We start from the raw sequence: 19,720 nt of genomic DNA, 5'->3' as shown, positions 1-19,720 counted from the left end.
CGGTAATCTGAATATCGATGCCGGAACGCCGCCACACCCACTGGTCGGGCGACGACCCCGTCCAAGGCCGATGGTCACTCGCACACGGCGAAGGGGTCGCCGCGCACACGCACGCGCACGGACAACTGCTGTACGCGGCCAGCGGCGTACTCGCCACCACCACCGAACGCGGCACCTGGGTGTCACCGACCGACCGAATCTCTTGGACACCACCGCATTTCGAGCACTATCACCGCGCCTACGGCACCACCGAGATCAGCATCCTCGAAGTGCCCCACGACCTGTGCTCCGCACTGCCCACCCACCCGAACGTCTTCGCGGTATCGGCCCTGCTCCGCGAGGCCGTGCTGAAACTGACCGCGGGCAGCCCCCTGCACCCCGACGCCGCGGACCGGCTACTGCGGGTGGTCGTCGATGAACTGACCGACCTGCCCGAACAGTCGCTCTACCTCCCCGAACCCACCGACGACCGACTCCGCACGGTCACCGCCCTCCTACACGCCAACCCCGCCGAACCAGCCACTCTCGCCGAACTCGGCCGCACCGCCGGCGCCGGCGAACGCACCCTCAGCCGCCTCTTCCGCAACGAACTAGGCATGGGCTTCCACCAATGGCGCACCCTGCTCCGCGTCCAACACTCCCTCGTACATCTCGGGCACGGGCATACGGTCACCGACACCGCAATGCGTTGCGGCTGGGCCAATCCCACCAGCTTCATCGAAGCCTTCACCGCGATCATCGGCCAAACCCCCGGCAACTACCAGAGCGATCTCCGGCACGCGCGACAGCGAAACACCTTCCAGCCGTCCGCATTTGCTGCGGCTAGAAAGTCCTGAATGCCTCGCCGCGAGATCATCGACGGCACCGGTACATATGAAGCCAGGTGCCCGACTCGGAACACTCAATGGCTCGCAGGATGTTGCCCTGCGAAATGCCTCGAAATCGTCGCCGAGCTAGGACGGTAGCTGTCCTAATTCGCGGACATACTCAACTCATGAGCGAAACCGAATCGACTGTGGGACAGACCGATCAGGCCGACATCACCGACTACGACGATCCGAACGCGCCGTGGAATCAAGCGTGGGACCAGGACGGCAGTATCGGCAACTGGAATGCTGATGTGATCACCGAGTTCCGGGAGAACTCGGGCAAGGTGGGCGGTGCGTATGCGGGCGGGAATCTGATCCTGCTCACCACCACCGGAGCCAAAAGCGGTAAGGCGCACACGACTCCGCTGGGTCCGTTGTATCGGGGCGACACCATGTATGTGAGCTCGTTCATCGAGGACAAGTACCCGGCTTGGTGGTACAACATCAAGGCGAATCCGCAGGTCACCATCGAGCTCGAGGACAAGACCTATCGGGCGAGTGGCACGGTGCTCGAAGGTTCGGAATATGACGAGTTCGCGGCCTGGGCGCTGGCGGAAAACCCGTTGCTGGCGGACTTTCAGTCCAAGGTTGACCGGCCGATTCCTTTGGTCGTGCTGACCCTGCTCGGCGAGGGCTGAACACCCGCGAAGCGAGGCGCCCCGCTCCCCCGCATCTGCTGCGGGATGCGGGATGCGGGACGCTCAGGGAGCGCGCTGGGCCCAGAGGCCGGAATTGGCTCGCGTGGCACGATACTCGCTCGGTGGCACCCCGTACGTCGCGCGGAATGCCCTGCTGAACGCGGCGGCATCTCGGAATCCCCAGCGCGCGCCGATCGCGGCGACCGGGCGGTCGAGCAGGCGTGAGTCGAGGAGGTCGCGGCGGCAGTTCTCCAGGCGTCGATGCCGAATCGAGGCGGCGACAGTGTGGTCCTCACCCTCGAAGAGCGTGTGCAGCGTACGAGTCGAGATGTGGTGTGCCGCAGCGACGGTGGCGGGTGACAGGTCGGGGTCGCCGAGATGCTGCTCGATGAACGCCTGCACCCGCATCCGCATGGCCTGCTGCCGGGTTTCGACGGGCACGGTCGCGACCCGATCCACCCGCGAGGCGACGGCCAGCGTCAGCAGATCGAGGAAGGCGGTGCCGATCCGAGCGTCGGTCGCGCTGTCATAGGAATCGAGATGCGCGATCAGCTCCCGGCTCAGCGACGCGACCAGCGCGGCATACGGATCATCCGCCGCGAACCGGACCGCGGTGATCTCCCGAATCCGATTGTGGTGCACCGGAAGCAGTCGACGGGGGAACATGACGATCGAGATCTGCTGCCATCGCTCGATGGCGAGATGACTCGGGCGGGCGAGATCCATGAGCACGAATTCGCCCGGCAGCACCCGGGATTCGCGGCCCTCCTGCTCGAAGATCCCCTCGCCGCCGATCGAGAGATTGATCTTGCACATGTCCGGATCGGACTGCCCGATGAGCGCGGGGGTCCGGCTGACCTGCATGGCCGAGGCATGGAAGCTCATCACGCTGATCGGTCCGAGCTCGGCCTGATGGATGTGGCCGCGCACGTCATTGCCGGGGACGCTGACCTCGATGGGCGCCAGCGCGTTGGACAGCACATTCTTCCAGTAGTCCAGGCGTGTTCGCGCGGGCTCGTCGTCAGATCGGAACTGTACGGACATGACCGATCCTCCCCGTATCACCCCCGCGCGCGGACACCGGCACGTCGACGACGTTATCAGCGCAGCGGAAACGCGGCCCACCGCGTGGCCCGCGGCCGGTTGCGCACGCATTGCCAAGAGCGCCGCGCTGACTGCCAAGGACGGCATCGCACGGTGCGGTCGATACTGGAAACGGATTGTCATCCAGTCGTAAGGAGCACCGCGCGCCATGTCGTCTTCCGTGGGCACCGGCATCGAAACCTTTGTCGCCCTGTTGCTTTCGCACCTTCCGTCCGACCGAGTCGTGAGCGATCCGGCGGCGATCACCGGTCTCGTGCGGCCGTGGAACGCGCAGGTCCGCAGTCGCCCGGCCGTGGTGGTTCGCTGCCAGACCACGGCCGATGTGCAGGCGACGGTGCGCGCGGCCCAGTCGGCGAACCTGCCGCTGTCCGTGCGGGGCGGGGGGCACGACTGGGCCGGTGGCTCGATCCGCGACGGCGGGGTGGTGGTGGACCTGACCACGATGCGGGAGGTCGTCATCGACGGCGACGAGGCGCTGGTGCGCGGCGGCGCGACCGTGAGCGACGTCCTCGATGCCGCGCGACCGCACGGTTTCGCGGCGGCCGTGGGCACCGTGAGCACTGTCGGATTCGCCGGATTGACACTCGGCGGCGGCTACGGAACGCTGATCGGCCTCGTCGGGCTCGGGGTGGACAACATGCTGTCGGCGGAGGTCGTGCTCGCCGACGGCCGGGTCGTCACGGCCGATCCACACCACGAGCCCGAACTGTTCTGGGCGTTGCGCGGCGGGGGCGGGAACTTCGGTGTCGTCACCGCGATCCGGACGCGGCTGCATCCGCATGCCACGGTCGTCACCGGCACTATCGCGTTCGGGTGGGATCAGGCGCGGTCGGTGCTGCGAGGCTGGCGAGACCTGACGGCGTCGGCGGACGACGCTCTCGACGTGATGTTCGGTGCGATGCACACGCCCGCCGGACTGGTCCTGTTCACCGCCCCGACGTGGGCGGGCGATCCGGAGCAGGGCTTGCAGCAGATCGCCGCGGTGCGCGCGCTCGGCGATCCGGTGCTCGACGACGTCGATCGGCGCGCACTGGCCGACACCGTCCACGCCCTGGACGAGGCATTCCCCGCCGGACTGCACTACCGGCTCGGCAGCCGCACGCTCCCGGGCCTGACCGACGCCGCCATCGAGGATTTCGTCGGTGCCGCGGAGGCGATGCCCGCCACCTGCGTGCTGAATGTGCACCACGCACACGGCGCGGCGACCCGCGTCCCCGTCACCGAGACGGCCTACCCCTACCGCGACGATCACCTCGTCGTGGAGATCATCGGCGCGTGGGCCGAGGGCGACGGCGTCGCCGAGTCGTCCTGGGTCGACGACACCGGATACCGTCTGGATCCGTACGCCCTGCCAGGTGGCTGGGCGAATCTCATGGAACCGGATGATCCGCGCGCCCGGGATGCGTACGGGGAGAACACCTCTCGCCTGCTCGCGGTCAAGGAATCCTACGATCCCGACGGGGTGTTCACGGCGTTGCCGCTGCCGAAATGAGCGCAGGACTGCTGGATACGACGGGTTCGAGTCAGGAGGAGTGGTCATGGAGTATCGACGGTTGGGCGCCTCGGGGCTGATCATGTCGGAGTTGAGCCTGGGCACAGGCACATTCGGTGGTCTCGGTGAGCTGTTCGGTGATACCGATGCGCAGGCTGCCCGCAGGTTGGTGGATATCGCCTTGGAGGCGGGCGTCACGATGTTCGACACCGCGGATGTGTACTCCGACGGTGCCGCGGAACAGATTCTGGGCGAGGCGATTCGAGGGCGACGCGATCGAGTGTTGTTGTCCACCAAGGCATCCCTGCCCACGGGCGAGGGTCCCGCCGACGCCGGTTCGGGCCGGTCCCGGTTGATCACCGCGGTGGAGTCCGCGCTGCGCCGCCTGGGCACCGACTATATCGACCTGTTCCAGTTGCACGCCTTCGACGCCGGAACCCCGGTGCAGGAGGTGCTTTCGACTCTGGACGATCTGGTGCGCGCAGGCAAGATCCGCTACGTCGGCGTCTCCAACTTCGCAGGCTGGCAGCTGATGAAATCCCTCGCGGCGGCGGACCGGCACAACCTGCCGCGCTATGTCGCGCATCAGGTGTACTACTCGCTCGTGGGCCGCGACTACGAGTGGGAGCTGATGCCCTTGGGTATCGATCAGGGCGTCGGCGCGGTGGTGTGGAGCCCACTGGGGTGGGGACGGCTCACCGGGAAAGTCCGTCGCGGACAACCGCTTCCGGACGGCAGCCGCCTGCACAAGACCGCGGACGCCGGTCCGCTGGTCAACGACGAGCTGCTGTACACGGTGGTCGATGTCCTCGACGAGATCGCCGCGGAGACCGGGCGAGCCGTCCCGCAGATCGCCCTGAACTGGCTACTGCGCCGACCCACCGTCGCGACGGTCATCGTCGGAGCCCGCAACGAAGCACAACTGAAACAGAACCTCGGCGCGGTCGGCTGGGAACTGGACGCGAATCAGATTGCCCGCCTGGACAAAGCAAGCGCGACCACCCCTTCATACCCGCATGAGCCCTACCACCGCCTACCGCACTTCACCCGCCTCAGCCCACCCGCCATATAGCGCACAGGGTGCCGGACGCTCTCCGCCCACGACAGCTATGACCACGAGTCACGGGTGGAGGACGCGGCCCACGAGGGAGCTCCCGCAGCCAAGGACAACTGGACCGGGTTCGGCAGATCCGTCACCAATACCTCAATTCATGATGGTCTTTGCCATGCCCCCAAGACTTGGGGCGATCTTGAATCAACACGCTGCGGTACCGTCCATGCGATCGCCGCACCCTGGTCGGCGCGCAGAGGAAGCACGCCACATGTTCATCAAATCCTTTGCGGCCGCCGCACTCTCGGTGAGCGCCGCTGCCCTTGTCGCGGCACCGCCCGCTGCCGCCGACCCGGTCAGCTGGGGCGCCGTTTCCCTCAGCGCGTGGGGCAACGTCTTCGCGTTCTCGGTCAATCACCCGACGGAAGCCGACGCCATTCGAGCCGCCGACCGAGCGTGCAAGGGTCAAGGCATCATCGACTGCCGGATGATGGTGACGTTCGCGAACGGCTGCGGTGCGGTCGTGACGAGTCCGCTCGCGATCGTCGCAGGATTCCCGATCGTCGGCTTCGGCAAGGGAGCAGACCCGGGAGAGGCATACGCGGACGCCACCCGCAACCTCCCCACCGGCACCGGAAGCGTCGGCTCGTTCAACCGCCAACATGCCTGCACCCAGCCTTGATCCAGGTCCAGCACAGTTCTCGACATTGGGCGCGTTGCCGGAGGTTTAGATGACCTCGGCCTCAGTCCTCTTCGGCGTAGTGCCATTCGAAGGACACCTTCGCGGATTGCACGGCCTCTGTCACCTGACGCTGCAATGACTCCTCGAAGGTCGGGCGCCACTCGTAGAAGCGGCTGAAAACCACTAGCTGTTCGGAGACCACTCGAACATCACGAGTCCCATCATCGTTGTCCCGAAGCGCGATGATCACCTCGGGCTCCAATTGCGTTTCCTTCACAACCTTTTCGAACAATTTGTAGATCACCTCAGCGTCCTCAACTTTGAGGTCGTAGACACTGAAGCAAACACCGATATTCACAGACACGCTGACAACGATAGGCCCCGGCGGTGACAGATCGATCTTGTCGCGGCAGCACCTCGGACCGGACATCGACCGGCAGATCAGCGCGTTCGACCGACACCAGATCAGCTTGGCCCGTTGACCTTTGACCGCCCGCACTGGCCGGTTCGGGCAGCGCGCCAGGTAGGCAGTAGCGGATGCGTATCGGGCACAGAATCTCCCCAAGGCCCCCGCAGCGCCCCCACAAGCGATGATTACAGTCCGAGACCATGATCAAAGACTGGCCGGTGCCATCCGCGGTGATCTACATTGTCGGCTCGATCTTGATCGGACCGGCAATCGCGGTAGGTGGATACGTGATCACCTCGGCCAACGGTGACTTCTGCGATCTGGGTCCGCATGGCAGCTCCGGGCAACGTGATCGCGATTACGCTGTCGTCGAGGGCATTCAGATCACAGGTTCCATCGTAATGCTCACTGTCGGCTTGTTCCTGCTGATCGCCCTGTGGGCCAATCATGTTCGCACGCGCAGGTCTTCACTGTGGCTGACCAGCATCGGAATTCTGCTCATGATGGCCGGGTATCTCCTCGTCCTCATCATGGGCACGGTGGCAGACCCACGCTGTTGATGTTCCGCCGATCCCAATTCGGCTCTGCCGGTTGATGTTCGGCCGCTCCGCGCCAGGCACAGCCGATTGGACCAGTCGCTCCGAGCGAGATAGCTCCGGCCATCGCGCCTTCGCCGCCCCGCGACATCGAGATGGTCACACCATCGTGGTGAATCGTGAAGTGCCGCGGCGCAGTGGTTTTCGTATTCATACGAACCATGTTGGATCGTTGACCCTGCGTCAGGGTCAACGATCAAAGCCGTGCGGACTCCGCGCACCACACCGTGCGTCGGTGATTACCAGCCGGGTCGGCCGGTGAGAGGAACGTTGACGAAGCTCGGTGCGTCGGGGTCGAGTTGGATGTGTTGTGGTGCGAGTTGGGAATCAGCGAGCACGAGCCCGGGCGGGAGGCTGCGGGGGAAATTGCTGGCGAAGACGTCGACGCGGAGTCGGTGGCCCGGTTGCAGGATCGCTTCGACAGCGTTGAGGCGAATGTCGAGCGTCGTGGGCTGGCCGGGGATGGTCGGTTGCCGGTTGGTAAGGGATAGCTCCGGATAGGGGTCGGTGTAGTCGCCGTTGGGTGAGCGGGTGGAGGCGGTGTCGTCGATCTTGCGCAGCGAGGCGATCAGTTGGCCGGTACTGAGTGCGGTGGATTGGCCGTCGGGGGCAACGTCGTTGATTGTCGCGGTCCAGACGCCGTCGCTGGTGTCGTGAACAGTGTTGAGCCGCAACGCGATCGGACCGGATATTGTCGTCGGTTCGGCTACCGGGGTGCTGGTGAAGGTGAGTGCGTTGGCTTCGGCGACACGGCTGTCTCGTCCGCAGAGATCCAGCGCGGCGATGGCGCCGCCGCTGATGATCGCGCCGTCGCGCGAGCAGATGGGCAGTATGCCGGGGCTGATGGTGAGGCGTGTCCGGTCCTCGGTCACCGCCGGGGTGAGGCTGCCGTCGTGCACCACGGGGAACGGGTTCCCACTGGGGGCCGCGGAGAGATACATGCGCGTGTATTCGGCTTCGGGACGAGGGAATTGGGGTAGACCGATCCAGTCGCCGCCCTGCTGCTTCACGACATACGGGTCGTAGGTGTCGATACCGTTGTCGATGTCCTTGAGCCATTTGTCGAACCAGGCACGCTGCAACACATCCAAGCGCGGCGGCAGGCCGGGCGCGCCGAAGTTACTGCCCCCGTTGAAGTGATAGGTGTCGGCCATGATCAGCTTCTTCTGATCGGCGGGCAACGGAATGTTGTTGAACGCGCGGACCTGCGAATAGGTGAACAGGTCGTGCCAGCCGCCGACCATGAGCGTCGGAGCCTGGATCTTGTCGGTGCCACCCGCCCAGGCGGTGCGCAGCGTGCTCGATGGTGTGAGAACATCCTTCGTCGCCTGCGGCATCATGTCGGGATTGAGCGCGAGAATGTAGCCGAAGAACAACTCGAGCATGCTGAAGGGGCTACTGACTCTGTCCTGGAACCATTTCCAGTCGAATTTGCCCGAGAGCACCGCCACCATATCGGGAACGAATTTGGCCGCGTTGACCACGGCCAGCAGTCCGGCGAGGAACGGCATTCCGAGCGCACCGCCGGTGGCGATGAAGTCCTGAGTCAGGTCGTTGCCCGCGTTGACCGCGAACAATGCCCGCAAAGCCGATGGCTGCTGCTGGGCGGTCTGGAGCTGGCTGATCCCGGTGTAGGAGTAGCCGGTCATACCGATCTTGCCGGTCGACCACGGCTGCCGCGCGGCCCAGTCGACGATTTCGGTGCCATCGTGCTGTTCGGTCGGGCTGAAGGCGGTCCACGAACCTTGGGAGAAGCCGGTGCCGCGGGCGTCGACGACGATCTGGGTGTAGCCGCTCTGGATGAGCTTGCGGTCCACGCCGGCGAACATTCGCGCGGCCCCGCCGGGCACGATCTTGAGCATATCCGTCAGCCCGCCGAGGCCGACCGCGGAGAAGTCCAGCATTCGTGCCAGCTGGCCGATCGCGTCGTAGAGCACCGGAATCGAGACCGCCGAGTCCAGCAGCATCTGCATCAGCTTGGTGTACGGAGTGATGCTGACGGTCGTGGGAGTCGGCTCGGTTATCGGCCCGTTGGCGTCGGCCGGGTGATAGATGTTGGCCTTGAGCACGGTGCCGTCACTCATCGTGATCGGTACATCCCAGTCGATGTAGACCGACGGATATTTCGGCGGCGCTTCGTAAGTCGCCAGCCACGCGGCGGCCAGGTCCCCACCGTCCGGCACTGCGCGAGCCGGAACGACCAGCCCCGCACCGATAAGGATCGGCGCGAGCAGCACGATCGAACTACGCAGGAGCAAGCGGATCCACCGCGTCATTCTTGTTCCCCCTAGACGGGCTGTGCGAGCTCCGATATCCGAGAGCCGCTGTGGCGGAACGGACGCTAACACAGTTTCATTCACTTGTGAATCAAATGCACTACCGAATCAGACGGTGGCGTATGTTTGAGACTGTTGGTCGGTCGAGCGAGCCGGACCGTCCTCGGCTCGGCATCGCAGTACGCCCTGTCGGTCGAGATGCGCTCTGCCCGTGGATCTTCGAGCCCTCGGTACAACGGCACTTCGAATCGCGCGGGTCGACACAGTCATCTGAAAGACTCGGTCGCATGTTGCAGGTATGCCTGAACGGTGTCCGAACCCGTGACGAATGCGCCTCCCTTCCAGTGACACCCGCCGAGCTGGCCGTAGCGGCCCGGGACGCGGTTCGCGCTGGAGCCGCGGATATTCATCTGCATCCCAAGGACTCTGCGGGGTACGACACCGTGGAGCCCTGCCATGTCGCGGCCGCAGTGACGGCCGTGCGTGCGGCGGTGCCGGGCGTCCGGGTCGGTGTGACAACGGGGGCGTGGACTACGCAGGGTGCCGAGCAGCGTCTCGCGCAGGTGCGCGGGTGGACCGTGCTGCCTGATCACGCATCAGTGAACTGGCACGAGGACGGTGCCGTCGCGGTCGCAGAGACGCTGCTGGACAAGGGAATTGGGATCGAGGCCGGGATCTGGTCCGGAACCGATTCCGCCCAAAGGTTTCTCGACTGGCCGCACGCGCATCACGTACTGCGCGTATTGGCTGAAGTCACCGACACCGACCCGCGCACCGCGCGGCAGACCGCCGCCGTTCTTCTGGACTCCTTGACCGCGGTGCCCGGCGTACCGATTCTGCTTCATGGTGAGGACAGCGCCGCCTGGACCATCCTGGCCATGGCCGCCGCCCGGGGCCTGGATACCCGGATCGGTCTCGAGGACGTGCTTTTCCTGCCGGACCAGTCCCCCGCCGAGAGCAATGCCGGCTTGATCCGGGCCGCTGAGGACATCATCGGCCAGTCTCGATAACCGATGGCGCTGTCAACACCACGATCGCACCGAATCTCAGATCTCGAGTTCATCGCCGATCTTGCGCAGATGATGGCGTGCGAGAGCGAGATTGGCGCGGACTCGGTCCAGCGCCAGGTAGAGGAACAGGCCATTGGATCGCTGGGCGCCCAAGGGACGCAGAATGTGGTACTGACCCGAGAGCGTGATCAGGATGTCCTCGATTCCGTCATTGAGGCCCAGCTGTTCGATCGTGCGAAGTTTGGCCCGCATCACCTCGGTGCTGCCTGCCGCGCCGATCTGAAGATCCAGTGTCCGAGAACCTCCCGCCGTACCCAGGGCCATTCCGCTACTGGCGTCGACGACCGCTGCGCCCAGCACACCGTCGATGTTCATCATGTCCTTCAATGCCACATCCAGGTTCGACATCGCGCACCTCTCTGACGTATTGCGTTGCGGCTCAGTAGGTTTTCTGATCTTCCGGACGGGAACCGTTGGACGACAAAGCGAATCCAGAAGTGGTCATCACTGTTTCGGCCGGAGCGACGGATTGGGCCAACAGGTCCGCGATCACTCGCGCCACCGGACGCGCTTCCAGGTGCACCCGGGCCAGCACTGCGTCGGCGGCGGTCAGCACGGTCAGCAACGCGGTCGGACCTGCGGAATACACGACCACATGTCCGGCGCCACTGTCGATGACCACCTCGTGCAAATCCATGCCGTGGGTCGTCGCGACGAATGTCAGCGACAGCGACAGCTGCGCGGCCGCCAAGGCGGCGATACCGGTGGGCTCGATCGACTCGGGTAAATCACTGGCGATCAGCAGGCCGTCGCTCGACGCCACCACCGTGCCGATCAGGTACGGAAGGCACTGTCGTAGTTCAGATAGTCGGACTTCGATTTCTTTGTTCGGCGGCGCCTGGTGAGAGTGCAAGCTATCACCCCTTTTGGATTGTTCGCCCGGATCATCTGCCCCGCCACGCGACCGACGCCGACCATTCGGACACCACACTGTGCCGATGGGGGCGACTCGGGCCACAACCGTGTCACCGCAGAGCGAATCCTCTTGGCTCGCTGTGCCATTCGTGCGTTATAGGAGACTGGTTCTTCCGAATCCGGGACCGACAGGACCCGGGGACAGCATCGCTTCCAATCATGCCGACAACCCAGACAGGCAACTCGGCAACCGATCAGTACCTTTGGGGCACTGACCCTTTCGCTACGGTAGCTACGTATTTACAGCATAGCGGGACGATGGCGAATGCGGAGCTACAAACCCGGATAGAGCAGGAATCAGCACGGGCGAGGCCGCTGCGAGAAGTTCAGAATCCGCAGGGTGTGCCGACCTTGTCCATGGCATCGCTCAACGCGGCATCTCGCGCCATTCGATTCAAATCGTCGCGGTCCCGCGCGGTCGCGAGTCGATTCATCTGTACCGCAGCGATACCGAGTGCATCCTTGAGCGCGCCGGTGTCCGCTGCGCCCGCGGCGGCATCGAGTTTCGCCGCGGTGTCGGCATATATCGGCCGCAGGTCCTCGACCGAGCCCTTGCCGCCGAGTGCTCCGAGCCGCGCATTCAAATCGGTCCACGCCGCATCGACCGCGGCACAGGTCGCCTTATCCTCGACCGCGCCCGCGTTACCGGCCACCGCGGTGAGCCCGCCGTTGACAGCCACCAGCGCCATTACGACGAGAACTGTTCTCCGCATTGATATTTCTCTTTCCTCACTTCGAACCCGTGACCGGTGAGGCCCAACAGGGCTGTCGATCGGCGCGGCATACCACCAGAAACTACAAGCCGAACCGAGTCGGCGGTATCGGACAAATTACCCAATTTGTGCCGATCGCCACCGCCACACCCTCCTTCGACCCGAGTCGGCGATGGTTGGGGCTAGCGTTCCTTCCCATGGTGAGCAAAGAGATTGTGGTGACGGTCGGCGAGGAGGACTGGCGCACATTGATAGATGCTGCCGAGGCCGCGGGCATGTCGGTGGAGGCATACGCCTCATGGTGTATTCGGATCATCGCGGTGCAGGCCCGCCCGGGCGGCGGGAAACGGGCAGGCGAGCTCGGTCAGGCGAAGTCAGCCAAGCGCGCATCGGAGCGCGACGACGAGTCCGAGTCAGCCGCATGGGCGGAAACTTTCAGCGAGCGGCTGTCGAATCGTACTGATCGCAGGACCGAACCCTGACCCGACTCATCATCGGATAGATGCGGCACAATCGCTCAACCCACCAGTTAGAGGAAAGGACTCACGTGTCCGACAAGCTCGATGATGGACCGTTCTTCCACGGCACGATCGCGGATCTGCGCGTGGGTGAATTGCTGACCGCGGGCCGCCGATCCAACTACCGGCCCGAGATCGTGATGAACCACATCTATTTCACCGCGCGTGTCGACGGGGCTGGCCTCGCCGCGGAGATCGCCGCAGAGCTGACCGAAGGTGACGCGACTCCCCGGGTCTACGAGGTCGAGCCCACCGGGGAATTCGAGAACGATCCGAACGTGACCGACAAGAAGTTCCCCGGTAACCCCACCCGCTCGTACCGCAGTACCGCACCGCTGCGCATCGTCAGCGAGATCACCGACTGGACCCGCCTCACGCCCGAAGAGCTGCAGACCTGGCGCGATCGCCTGTCGACCGTGGTGCGTGGCGAGATTCTGAATTGATGGGCTGGAACCGGCATCGGTTCAGGCCTGGAGTTGCTCTGCGACCCAATTCGCGGTGTCGGGGCTCGAGCGCAGGGTGGAGTGCCCGACCGGGGCGGCGCCCGGGAACAAGTCCTCGTAGAAGTTCATGTTCACACCCGGTTCGGTGAGATTCGTGCACACGGACGCCGGTGTCGCGAGTTCGTCGTTGCGGGTCGACAGCACCGAATAGTGGACGCCCGGTTGGGTGATCTGGCCGTTGAAGACGGCCTGGTAGACCGGTGAGGAGGGCAACATTTGGACGAGATTGGCCTTGTCGGGGGCAATGGCCGCGAGGACGGTGCCCAGAAACGGTAGGGCGGAGAGCATCTGGACCGGGCTGATGGGTGAGTTCTTGATGCCGAGCGCACTCAGGAACCCGGCACCGTCGCAGCCTCGTGCTTCTGGGGTGAGCAACACCGCACGCGCGACGACGGGGGCACCGCCGAGAGCTTTGAGGAAGTGGTTGGCGACGATCGTTCCGGCCGAGTGCGCGACGAGGTCGACCTGATCGGCCCCGGTCGTCTGACGCACCTCGGTCACGAAGTCCGCGACTTGCTGTGCGGCGCTGGGAATATCGCCGGACCAGCGGTTGCCGTTGATGACTCCGCCCTGGAACAGGAACGCGCAGTAGCCGGCGGCGCGCACGGTGGTCAGCATGGTGTTCCATTGGGTCGCGGTGTCGGAAGTGGTTCCGTCCGCGCCCGGTAGTACTACGACCGGACGGGGGTGCGCGGAGTCCGGCGTGCAATCGATCGACGGTTCGATCGTGGTGCCCGCGGGCACAACCGCCGCCCCGGAACCGGTGTCCGGGGCGGCGGCGGCGGGTCCCACCGCCACCATTGCGACCATGCTCGCGCTGATCAGCGCGGTCGTGAATTTCGCGGCGATTCTCATGCCTGCAACAGCCCCTTCGGCATCATCTTCGTGATCGACCCCCGACCGAGTGCGAATCCCGCACCAGCACAGGACGATACACACTTTTGGCTGCTGTCGGGCAGCGGCGTACTCAGCCCTCGGTCGTTCCCGGTTGCGTTGCGGGCAGGGCATTGTCGATGAGCACCGCGGCGATGGCGGCGGCGGTCGGGAGGGTCTCGATGTCGAGGGCCCGGGTGCGGGCCGAGGCGCCGTCCAGGAGCAGCGCCAGTTGTTCGCCGAGTTGTTCGGGGTGGGTGGCGCCGGCCTGGCGAGCGGTTTCGGCGAAGCGGGCGGCGACCGAAGTCTTGTAGTCGTGCGCGCGGCGACGTGCGGGGTGGTGCGGGTCGGTGATCTCGACGGCGGCCGCGATGAACGGACACAGCGGCGTCACCTCCTGCGGTGGTTGCAGCTGCGACGTGTCGAACGCGGCGAGCAGACGTTCGCGCGGGGTGAGGTCGGGGCGGTCGAATACCTCGGGCATGGTGTCGGGATCGAGTCGGCGCAGATACTCGGTGACCAGCTCGTCTTTGCCGGTGAAGTGTTGGTACGCAGTGCGTTTCGACACCTGGGCGACCGCGCACAGCTTGTCCATACCGGTGTTGTTGATGCCTTGTTCGCGAAACAGTCCTCGTGCCGCGTCGAGGATCCGTTCGCGCGCACCCCTTCCACGACGTTGGCCGCGGGGGCCTTTGTCCAGCTCGGTCATCATTCGATACTACCGCGTGGGTAACGGTCGGTGTACTTAGCTTGCGCAGCCGTCGAGCAACCGCTAGCTTAAGTACACCGAACCGTTTACATAGTTTGGTTTACGCCGCTAGAAGCAGCATTTTCGGCCGCTGCAAGTGAAGGAGTGATCATGGGCAAGCTCGATGGCAAGATCGCGGTAATCACGGGCGGATCCAGCGGTATGGCACTCGCGAGCGCCGAACTGTTCGTCCAGGAGGGCGCGTACGTCTACATCACCGGCCGGCGAAAGGAGGTATTGGACGAGGCTGTGGAGCGGATCGGGCGCAATGTGACCGGCGTGCAAGGTGATTCGTCCGACCTGGCCGACTTGGATCGTCTATTCGAGACGGTCGAACAGGGACATGGCAGCATCGACGTGCTGTTCGCCAGCGCCGGGATGGCCGTGCCAGCCAAGCTCGGCGAGATCACCGAAGAGCAGTTCGACACCACTTTCGGGCTGAACACGCGCGGAACGTTGTTCACCGTGCAGAAAGCGTTGCCGCTGTTCAACGATGGCGGATCGATCTTCATGACCGGGTCGATCGCCTCGGTCAAGGGCTGGCCCGACTACAGCGTCTACGCGGCGAGCAAAGCCGCACTGCACGCACTGGCCCGCGTATGGCTATACGAGTTGAAGGACAGGCAGATTCGGGTCAATGTGCTGAGTCCGGGCCAGATCGCCACACCGATCCAGGAACAGTTGTTCGACGCGCAGACCAAGGCACACTTCGAAGCCTTGATTCCGCGGGGCAAGATGGGACGGCCAGAGGAAATCGCCTCGGTCGCACTGTTTCTCGCCTCGAACGACTCATCATTCGTCAACGGCATGGAGCTCGCCGTCGACGGCGGCACCTCCGCGATCTGAACCGCTTTCCAGCTGGCGACGCACACTCGAGGACGCTGCGGGCGGCGTGGCCCGAACCCACACCGCCGCAACAGCTTCGAAGGATTACTTCGAAACCACGCGAGCACTGCGACCGGCCACGCGCCGCAGTGCTCGCTTCTCGCAACCGGGCCTACCGCCGAACGAGATTGTCAGTAGGAGGCATTGGCCCCATACTCGGCCTGGGCGCGCGTAAAGCCTTCGTACACAAGCTGATCGATCAGTCCGGACCGAGAGAACGAGGTGTAATCGAGGTACTGCTTGGCGCACTTTGCCGCCTGCTTGTTCCAGTCCACATTCAGGCTGTCCACTGCGAACGTAGCGTCCGCGGTGGAGAAGTCCTCGTACTCGAGCTGGTGAATCAGACCGCTGCGGGAGAAGGCAGAGTAATCGAGGTACTGCTGGGCAGCCCGGATGGCGTTGCGCTGACTGGAAGTGATGTCCTGCTTGGCCGGGGAGAATTCGACCGCGAGCGTCGATACGGACGCCGCGACATCCGGCTGAGCGACCTCGGCCGCAGCCGGAGCACTGTTCCCTGCGGGTGCCACCAGGGCTAGAGCCACGACCGGGGCGCCGACCAACCACACCCATTTCTTGTGCTTCTTCGGCACGTCCGCGGCCGACAGGTAACGGGGCTGTGGGGCGGGGAACGGCTCGACGCGGGTCGGTGTGTTCACGGGTGTCCATTCGTCAGGTGATGGGTGGAGCATCGTGCAGTCGTGCCATCTGCTGACGTCAGAGTGTTGTTAGCCGGTTAGGTGCGGTGGGTACCGGTTAGGCACAGGATGTCGGTGGGATGGCAGTCCATGTCCCCCGGGTATCTACGAGACCCGCGCGGACCCGACGAAACACGGCACTCGGCCCAACCAGGCGGCCTGCGAATGTGCTCAGAACCGAACGGCCGGTTGACCTTTCGCCGTTCGGTTCTATCCGAACTGCGCAGCGAATGTCTCGCCAAGTGGTTAGCTTCGACGAAGCGGCCCGATATGGATCGTGGCGCGACGGACACGCCTCGGCCATTTGCCGATCCGTAGTCGCGACTAGCATCGGCGTCCATGTCCGAGCACGAACATGTCCTCGACTGGCTGCAGAGCTGGTACGCCGCGCAGTGTGACGGCGACTGGGAACACGGATGGGGTGTGCGAATCGAAACGCTCGACAACCCCGGCTGGCTGGTCAAAATCGATCTCAGGGAAACGCCGCTGGCAGACCAGGAACATCCCCGACAGAAGATCGATCGGAGCGAGCACGACTGGGTGCATGGCTGGACCGCCGGGCAGACGTTCCACCTGGCCTGTGGTCCAGGCAATCTGACCGAGGCGCTCACGCTGTTTCGTGCCTGGGCATCGACGCGGGCCTGAAGGCGCGAATGCGTCCGTACCGATCATCGGCTGTTCAGTACGTTCGGCCCGGCCGAGATCGCCTCGGCGCGTTGATCTTCGGACCTGCCGCGTGGCCGTCTCGAACCGCGCGGCAGAAGCGGATTTTCCGCGTGATCAGCCTTCCTGATCTTCGGGGCCGTCCTCGGGATCCATCCAGTAAAGGTGTGCTGAGGCTCCTGGAGAATGCTCCGATACCAACCGTTCTACGGCCTGCTCGACCTCAGAGGTCCACTCCGAAAAGCCGCGGATGCTCAAGAGTGAGCTCACGACCGAGATCGTGACCGTTCCGTCCCCCTGGGGTTCGATGGTCCCTTCGTTCTCAATGTCCTTCTGACTGAGCAGTTCTCTGAGTGCCGGCACCAGCTTTGCGGCGTGATCCATACTCGCGACATCTTTGATGAACAGGTCGAGAACAACGCATACAGACATGTCATGCACCTTAAAGCGATGGTCCGACAGTGACTTTGGGAAGACAGCGCTGCCGGACAGGCACGTCTGCAGATCTGGATCTGCACGGCCGGTCGATCGTCAACTCCGGAGCTAGCCGGTTCGAACAACACGATCGGCGGCAGTTGAGGACGTTTGATCATCCCGAGGCGGATAGCCCGGCTGACCCCAGTCGCACCCAACAGCTTGGCGGTGGCCCGCTTATCGACAACCTGACGGGTGACCACTGCGGTCGGCAGCAGGTGACGCGGACGCGGAGTGACATCCGGAAATCGGGGCGGGCTCGGGCGGTCATCGTGCACTGCCGAAGACCGGGCGGTGTTCAGCCTGCTGGTCTTTCGGGGTGCCGGAGCCGTTCGGTCCGCGCGGTATGCGGCTGTTTGGTGCAACAGGCTGGTCCTTGGCGTTGGTATGCGATCCGCGTTCGTATGGCCGATCATGTGCAGGTGGATGTGGATGAGATTGGTCGTCGCAGCGAGGAACTCGCGGCGCGGCTCGGTGTGCGAGCTCCCGACGTCGAGTCGGGCGGTGTGCCGCCGTGGTGTGTGAACGGTTTGCGGTTGCGTCGAAGCAAACGACGCATCGTGCTGGTGGTCGGGGACGCGTTCGATGGTTTGTCAGCCTTCGAGCAGGAGGGCGCGCTCGCGTATGTGGTCGCGGCAGCGGGCGATGCCGCCGCGGCGGCGGGCAGCAGGAACACCGGGTTCAATCGGATATTTCGACTCATCGGTTTCGTTGTCGGGGTGACTATTTCGCTGACGGTTTTTCTCGCTGTGATCGGCTCGCCGGCGGTGATGGGGGCTGCGGCGGTCCTGGCGTTGTCGGGATGCACCGTTGTCGTGGTGAGCGTGGTGTGGACTCGTCGAATGATCCTTCGGACAGATCAACTGATCACCGAGGTGATGGGTCGGCCGACGACGGACATGTTGTTCACTCGCGAACGCCGTGGACCGCGCCCTCCGGGGGTTCGTGGCCTGTATTCGAGGGTGGCTGTTCCAAGCGATCGGCAACGTCTGGAACGTATCGGCGTAGGTGCACGTTAGTCGAGCGTTCTTGGCCGGTGGGGCGGAATCAGGCAGTCGTCCTCCGAGGTGCTGGCCCAACGGATACCTCTGACCCTCGACCGCTACGAAACCATCACTGAGAGCACAGAGAATTGAGCTCGCCTGTGCCGCAACATGTTTCACCGCCCTCGGACCTTCCCGCACGGTTCAACCGAAAGTTCGTGGTTCTGCGTCTCGGGCCAGGTCATTCGCGGCTGGTTCTGCGAAGCACCGGGTTCGACACACCCGGCTGTCTCGAGATCACCTTCGGTGGCGTAGCCGCAATGAAACTGCACGCCTCCTACACGCCCCTGACCGTCGATACCGCGGACGCGGCACAGTCCGAGGAGATGTCCAGGTTTTCGGGTGCGGGTCCGCGAGCGCGCGATAGGCAGCTCTGTTTCGCGCTCAAGTCCGATCGCGAAGACGGGCTGGTGTTGTGTGAGAGCCTCGGTATCTGATCCCATCCCCGAAGCGCGATAGTCGAAGGGCAATACACCGTTCCTCATCCGGACTCGGAGTTGATCCACTCGAGCGTTCGCCCGTTCTGTTGACACTCAAGCCGTCGATCGAAGTGCGCCGTGCCAACCATCGAGGCCAACTCACGACCGCATTTCGCCCGTCGCGGCGACTCGCCACAGTCTGTAATCGGCATGTTGGTGCGTTCGGCCGGCACCAGATCAGCTCGGCCCGTTGACCTTCGCCCGCCTGCACTGGCCGGTTCGGTCAGCGCGCCATGCGGCAGTTGAGCGCGTTCGCCAGTGGCTGGCGTGGCATATGCCGGGCCGTGTTGCTATCGCGCAGAATGGCATTGCCCACCTAGAGGTTGTTGGGCTCGCGAGGAGAAGGCGGTATTCGAGCATCTGGAAGGTGGCGGTCAACGGTGATCGTGGGCGATCCGGACCGGTTTGCTGTTGAGTTCGAGCTCGATAGCAGCAGGATGTCCGAGCCGGACTATTTCCGATGGCTGTGGGGGCGCATTCGCTGGTGGTGCGGCGGTCAGTCGGTCGGCATCTTCGAGCCGCAAGCCCAGCTGATCGATGCCGTCGTCCCCATGGAGATTCACCTGCGTCGAATGGGAGGAGGCCAGGGCGAGGAGCTGATCGACGAGCCAGCCGAGGTCGCCTTTCGCACGGTGATGGCGGCGATATATGAGGACCGCGGACAAAGCTTCGAGCAAATGCACGAGGAGGGGGCGCCCGTAGGGTCGGTTCCGGTCGGACCGCAAGTGTACGAGTTCGATCCGTGGCGGTTGTTCCTGTTCGAAGACGACACTCGTGGGCGGTTGTTATGGAAATCGCGTGATCACTATGAGTTCGATGTCCTGGTGTCCGGGGTGCCTGTTCAGGAGGTCTGGTTGAGGGCCGGGGAGTTCGACGGAGTCCAGAAGAGGTTCCTGGACGAGATCGCAGCCGCGGAACGCGAGTTCGCTTCACGTAACGGTCAGTAATCCAGAAACCGTCAGGCGCAGCCGGTGCACCGCGCGCGGGTCGCGGCAGATTAGTGCGTTCGTGCCTATTCGACGGG

25 protein-coding genes are annotated in these 19,720 nt (G+C 64.3%); 15 read left to right on the top strand and 10 right to left on the bottom strand.

Annotated elements, in window-relative coordinates; all coding sequences use genetic code 11:
• Nucleotides 1–17 precede the first annotated feature (17 nt).
• Together ACFVUS_RS28515 and ACFVUS_RS28510 are read left to right on the top strand one after the other, a co-directional pair.
• Nucleotides 18–836 carry an AraC family transcriptional regulator gene (locus tag ACFVUS_RS28515; RefSeq protein ID WP_387772992.1) on the top strand — a complete coding sequence of 273 codons (819 nt, stop codon included), beginning with the start codon at nucleotides 18–20 and terminating at the stop codon, nucleotides 834–836.
• A 158-nt stretch (nucleotides 837–994) separates the two neighbouring features.
• Nucleotides 995–1,507, top strand: coding sequence for a nitroreductase/quinone reductase family protein (locus ACFVUS_RS28510; RefSeq protein WP_387772989.1), 513 nt, complete (start codon nucleotides 995–997; stop codon nucleotides 1,505–1,507).
• 63 nt (nucleotides 1,508–1,570) lie between these two features.
• On the opposite strand, the gene ACFVUS_RS28505 is transcribed toward ACFVUS_RS28510, so the two are convergent.
• Nucleotides 1,571–2,551: a helix-turn-helix domain-containing protein gene (locus ACFVUS_RS28505; RefSeq protein WP_387772986.1), complete on the bottom strand. Its 981-nt coding sequence runs from the start codon at nucleotides 2,549–2,551 to the stop codon at nucleotides 1,571–1,573.
• Here ACFVUS_RS28505 and ACFVUS_RS28500 point away from each other — a divergent pair.
• The 4 genes from ACFVUS_RS28500 (at nucleotide 2,550) to ACFVUS_RS28485 (ending at nucleotide 5,836) form a co-directional block, all read left to right on the top strand.
• Nucleotides 2,550–2,744 carry a hypothetical protein gene (locus ACFVUS_RS28500; RefSeq protein WP_387772983.1) on the top strand — a complete coding sequence of 65 codons (195 nt, stop codon included), beginning with the start codon at nucleotides 2,550–2,552 and terminating at the stop codon, nucleotides 2,742–2,744. The genes ACFVUS_RS28505 and ACFVUS_RS28500 overlap by 2 nt on opposite strands.
• A gap of 15 nt (nucleotides 2,745–2,759) precedes the next feature.
• Nucleotides 2,760–4,103: an FAD-binding oxidoreductase gene (locus tag ACFVUS_RS28495; RefSeq protein ID WP_387772980.1), complete on the top strand. Its 1,344-nt coding sequence runs from the start codon at nucleotides 2,760–2,762 to the stop codon at nucleotides 4,101–4,103.
• Nucleotides 4,104–4,149: 46 nt separating this feature from the next.
• Nucleotides 4,150–5,175, top strand: a complete 1,026-nt coding sequence (locus tag ACFVUS_RS28490; RefSeq protein ID WP_387772977.1) for an aldo/keto reductase — start codon at nucleotides 4,150–4,152, stop codon at nucleotides 5,173–5,175.
• 250 nt (nucleotides 5,176–5,425) lie between these two features.
• Nucleotides 5,426–5,836, top strand: coding sequence for a DUF4189 domain-containing protein (locus ACFVUS_RS28485; RefSeq protein WP_387772975.1), 411 nt, complete (start codon nucleotides 5,426–5,428; stop codon nucleotides 5,834–5,836).
• Between the two features lie 61 nt (nucleotides 5,837–5,897).
• Here the strand turns inward: ACFVUS_RS28485 and ACFVUS_RS28480 are convergent, their stop codons facing one another.
• Nucleotides 5,898–6,200 (bottom strand): hypothetical protein, encoded by a 303-nt coding sequence (locus tag ACFVUS_RS28480; RefSeq protein ID WP_387772972.1) that lies wholly within the window; start codon nucleotides 6,198–6,200, stop codon nucleotides 5,898–5,900.
• Between the two features lie 245 nt (nucleotides 6,201–6,445).
• On the opposite strand from ACFVUS_RS28480, the gene ACFVUS_RS28475 reads away from it, so the two are divergent.
• Entirely contained in the window at nucleotides 6,446–6,805 is a 360-nt protein-coding gene (locus ACFVUS_RS28475; RefSeq protein ID WP_387772969.1) for a hypothetical protein, read from the top strand.
• A 275-nt stretch (nucleotides 6,806–7,080) separates the two neighbouring features.
• On the opposite strand, the gene ACFVUS_RS28470 is transcribed toward ACFVUS_RS28475, so the two are convergent.
• Entirely contained in the window at nucleotides 7,081–9,117 is a 2,037-nt protein-coding gene (locus ACFVUS_RS28470) for a CocE/NonD family hydrolase (RefSeq protein WP_387772966.1), read from the bottom strand.
• A gap of 287 nt (nucleotides 9,118–9,404) precedes the next feature.
• On the opposite strand from ACFVUS_RS28470, the gene ACFVUS_RS28465 reads away from it, so the two are divergent.
• Nucleotides 9,405–10,127 carry a 3-keto-5-aminohexanoate cleavage protein gene (locus ACFVUS_RS28465; RefSeq protein ID WP_387772963.1) on the top strand — a complete coding sequence of 241 codons (723 nt, stop codon included), beginning with the start codon at nucleotides 9,405–9,407 and terminating at the stop codon, nucleotides 10,125–10,127.
• Nucleotides 10,128–10,163: 36 nt separating this feature from the next.
• On the opposite strand, the gene ACFVUS_RS28460 is transcribed toward ACFVUS_RS28465, so the two are convergent.
• The 3 genes from ACFVUS_RS28460 to ACFVUS_RS28450 form a co-directional block, all read right to left on the bottom strand.
• Nucleotides 10,164–10,535, bottom strand: a complete 372-nt coding sequence (locus tag ACFVUS_RS28460; RefSeq protein WP_387772960.1) for a hypothetical protein — start codon at nucleotides 10,533–10,535, stop codon at nucleotides 10,164–10,166.
• 31 nt (nucleotides 10,536–10,566) lie between these two features.
• A complete protein-coding gene (locus ACFVUS_RS28455) occupies nucleotides 10,567–11,145 on the bottom strand; it encodes a roadblock/LC7 domain-containing protein (RefSeq protein WP_387772957.1) in 579 nt (192 codons plus the stop codon).
• Nucleotides 11,146–11,428: 283 nt separating this feature from the next.
• Nucleotides 11,429–11,815: a hypothetical protein gene (locus tag ACFVUS_RS28450; RefSeq protein WP_387772954.1), complete on the bottom strand. Its 387-nt coding sequence runs from the start codon at nucleotides 11,813–11,815 to the stop codon at nucleotides 11,429–11,431.
• A 197-nt stretch (nucleotides 11,816–12,012) separates the two neighbouring features.
• On the opposite strand from ACFVUS_RS28450, the gene ACFVUS_RS28445 reads away from it, so the two are divergent.
• The gene (locus ACFVUS_RS28445) at nucleotides 12,013–12,297 is read left to right on the top strand and encodes a hypothetical protein (protein WP_387772951.1); all 285 of its coding nucleotides are present in this window, start codon (nucleotides 12,013–12,015) and stop codon (nucleotides 12,295–12,297) included.
• A 65-nt stretch (nucleotides 12,298–12,362) separates the two neighbouring features.
• A complete protein-coding gene (gene arr / locus ACFVUS_RS28440; RefSeq protein ID WP_387772948.1) occupies nucleotides 12,363–12,776 on the top strand; it encodes an NAD(+)--rifampin ADP-ribosyltransferase in 414 nt (137 codons plus the stop codon).
• Nucleotides 12,777–12,797: 21 nt separating this feature from the next.
• Here arr and ACFVUS_RS28435 read toward each other — a convergent pair whose 3' ends face one another.
• Nucleotides 12,798–13,691: an esterase/lipase family protein gene (locus ACFVUS_RS28435; protein WP_387772945.1), complete on the bottom strand. Its 894-nt coding sequence runs from the start codon at nucleotides 13,689–13,691 to the stop codon at nucleotides 12,798–12,800.
• 112 nt (nucleotides 13,692–13,803) lie between these two features.
• Nucleotides 13,804–14,418, bottom strand: a complete 615-nt coding sequence (locus ACFVUS_RS28430; protein WP_387772942.1) for a TetR/AcrR family transcriptional regulator — start codon at nucleotides 14,416–14,418, stop codon at nucleotides 13,804–13,806.
• Nucleotides 14,419–14,568: 150 nt separating this feature from the next.
• On the opposite strand from ACFVUS_RS28430, the gene ACFVUS_RS28425 reads away from it, so the two are divergent.
• Complete coding sequence (locus ACFVUS_RS28425) at nucleotides 14,569–15,303, top strand: SDR family NAD(P)-dependent oxidoreductase (protein WP_387772939.1); 735 nt, start codon at nucleotides 14,569–14,571, stop codon at nucleotides 15,301–15,303.
• Between the two features lie 170 nt (nucleotides 15,304–15,473).
• Here ACFVUS_RS28425 and ACFVUS_RS28420 read toward each other — a convergent pair whose 3' ends face one another.
• Entirely contained in the window at nucleotides 15,474–15,998 is a 525-nt protein-coding gene (locus ACFVUS_RS28420; RefSeq protein ID WP_387772936.1) for an Ltp family lipoprotein, read from the bottom strand.
• A 378-nt stretch (nucleotides 15,999–16,376) separates the two neighbouring features.
• On the opposite strand from ACFVUS_RS28420, the gene ACFVUS_RS28415 reads away from it, so the two are divergent.
• Nucleotides 16,377–16,682 (top strand): immunity 53 family protein, encoded by a 306-nt coding sequence (locus tag ACFVUS_RS28415; protein WP_387772933.1) that lies wholly within the window; start codon nucleotides 16,377–16,379, stop codon nucleotides 16,680–16,682.
• A 135-nt stretch (nucleotides 16,683–16,817) separates the two neighbouring features.
• Here the strand turns inward: ACFVUS_RS28415 and ACFVUS_RS28410 are convergent, their stop codons facing one another.
• Nucleotides 16,818–17,132, bottom strand: a complete 315-nt coding sequence (locus tag ACFVUS_RS28410; protein WP_387772930.1) for a hypothetical protein — start codon at nucleotides 17,130–17,132, stop codon at nucleotides 16,818–16,820.
• Between the two features lie 446 nt (nucleotides 17,133–17,578).
• Here ACFVUS_RS28410 and ACFVUS_RS28405 point away from each other — a divergent pair, with 446 nt between their 5' ends.
• The 3 genes from ACFVUS_RS28405 to ACFVUS_RS28395 all read left to right on the top strand — a co-directional run bounded on the left by ACFVUS_RS28405 (nucleotide 17,579) and on the right by ACFVUS_RS28395 (nucleotide 19,643).
• On the top strand, nucleotides 17,579–18,193 hold the full coding sequence (locus ACFVUS_RS28405) for a hypothetical protein (protein WP_387772927.1): 615 nt from the start codon (nucleotides 17,579–17,581) through the stop codon (nucleotides 18,191–18,193).
• Nucleotides 18,194–18,477: 284 nt separating this feature from the next.
• Nucleotides 18,478–18,654 (top strand): hypothetical protein, encoded by a 177-nt coding sequence (locus ACFVUS_RS28400; RefSeq protein WP_387772924.1) that lies wholly within the window; start codon nucleotides 18,478–18,480, stop codon nucleotides 18,652–18,654.
• Nucleotides 18,655–19,076: 422 nt separating this feature from the next.
• On the top strand, nucleotides 19,077–19,643 hold the full coding sequence (locus ACFVUS_RS28395) for an Imm42 family immunity protein (protein WP_387772921.1): 567 nt from the start codon (nucleotides 19,077–19,079) through the stop codon (nucleotides 19,641–19,643).
• Nucleotides 19,644–19,720: the final 77 nt, after the last annotated feature.

The sequence above is a fragment of the Nocardia sp. NPDC058058 genome (assembly GCF_042885355.1).
GTDB lineage: Bacteria > Actinomycetota > Actinomycetes > Mycobacteriales > Mycobacteriaceae > Nocardia.
Note: the sequence above shows the minus strand (reverse complement) of the source record. Positions and strands in the feature narration are given on the sequence as shown.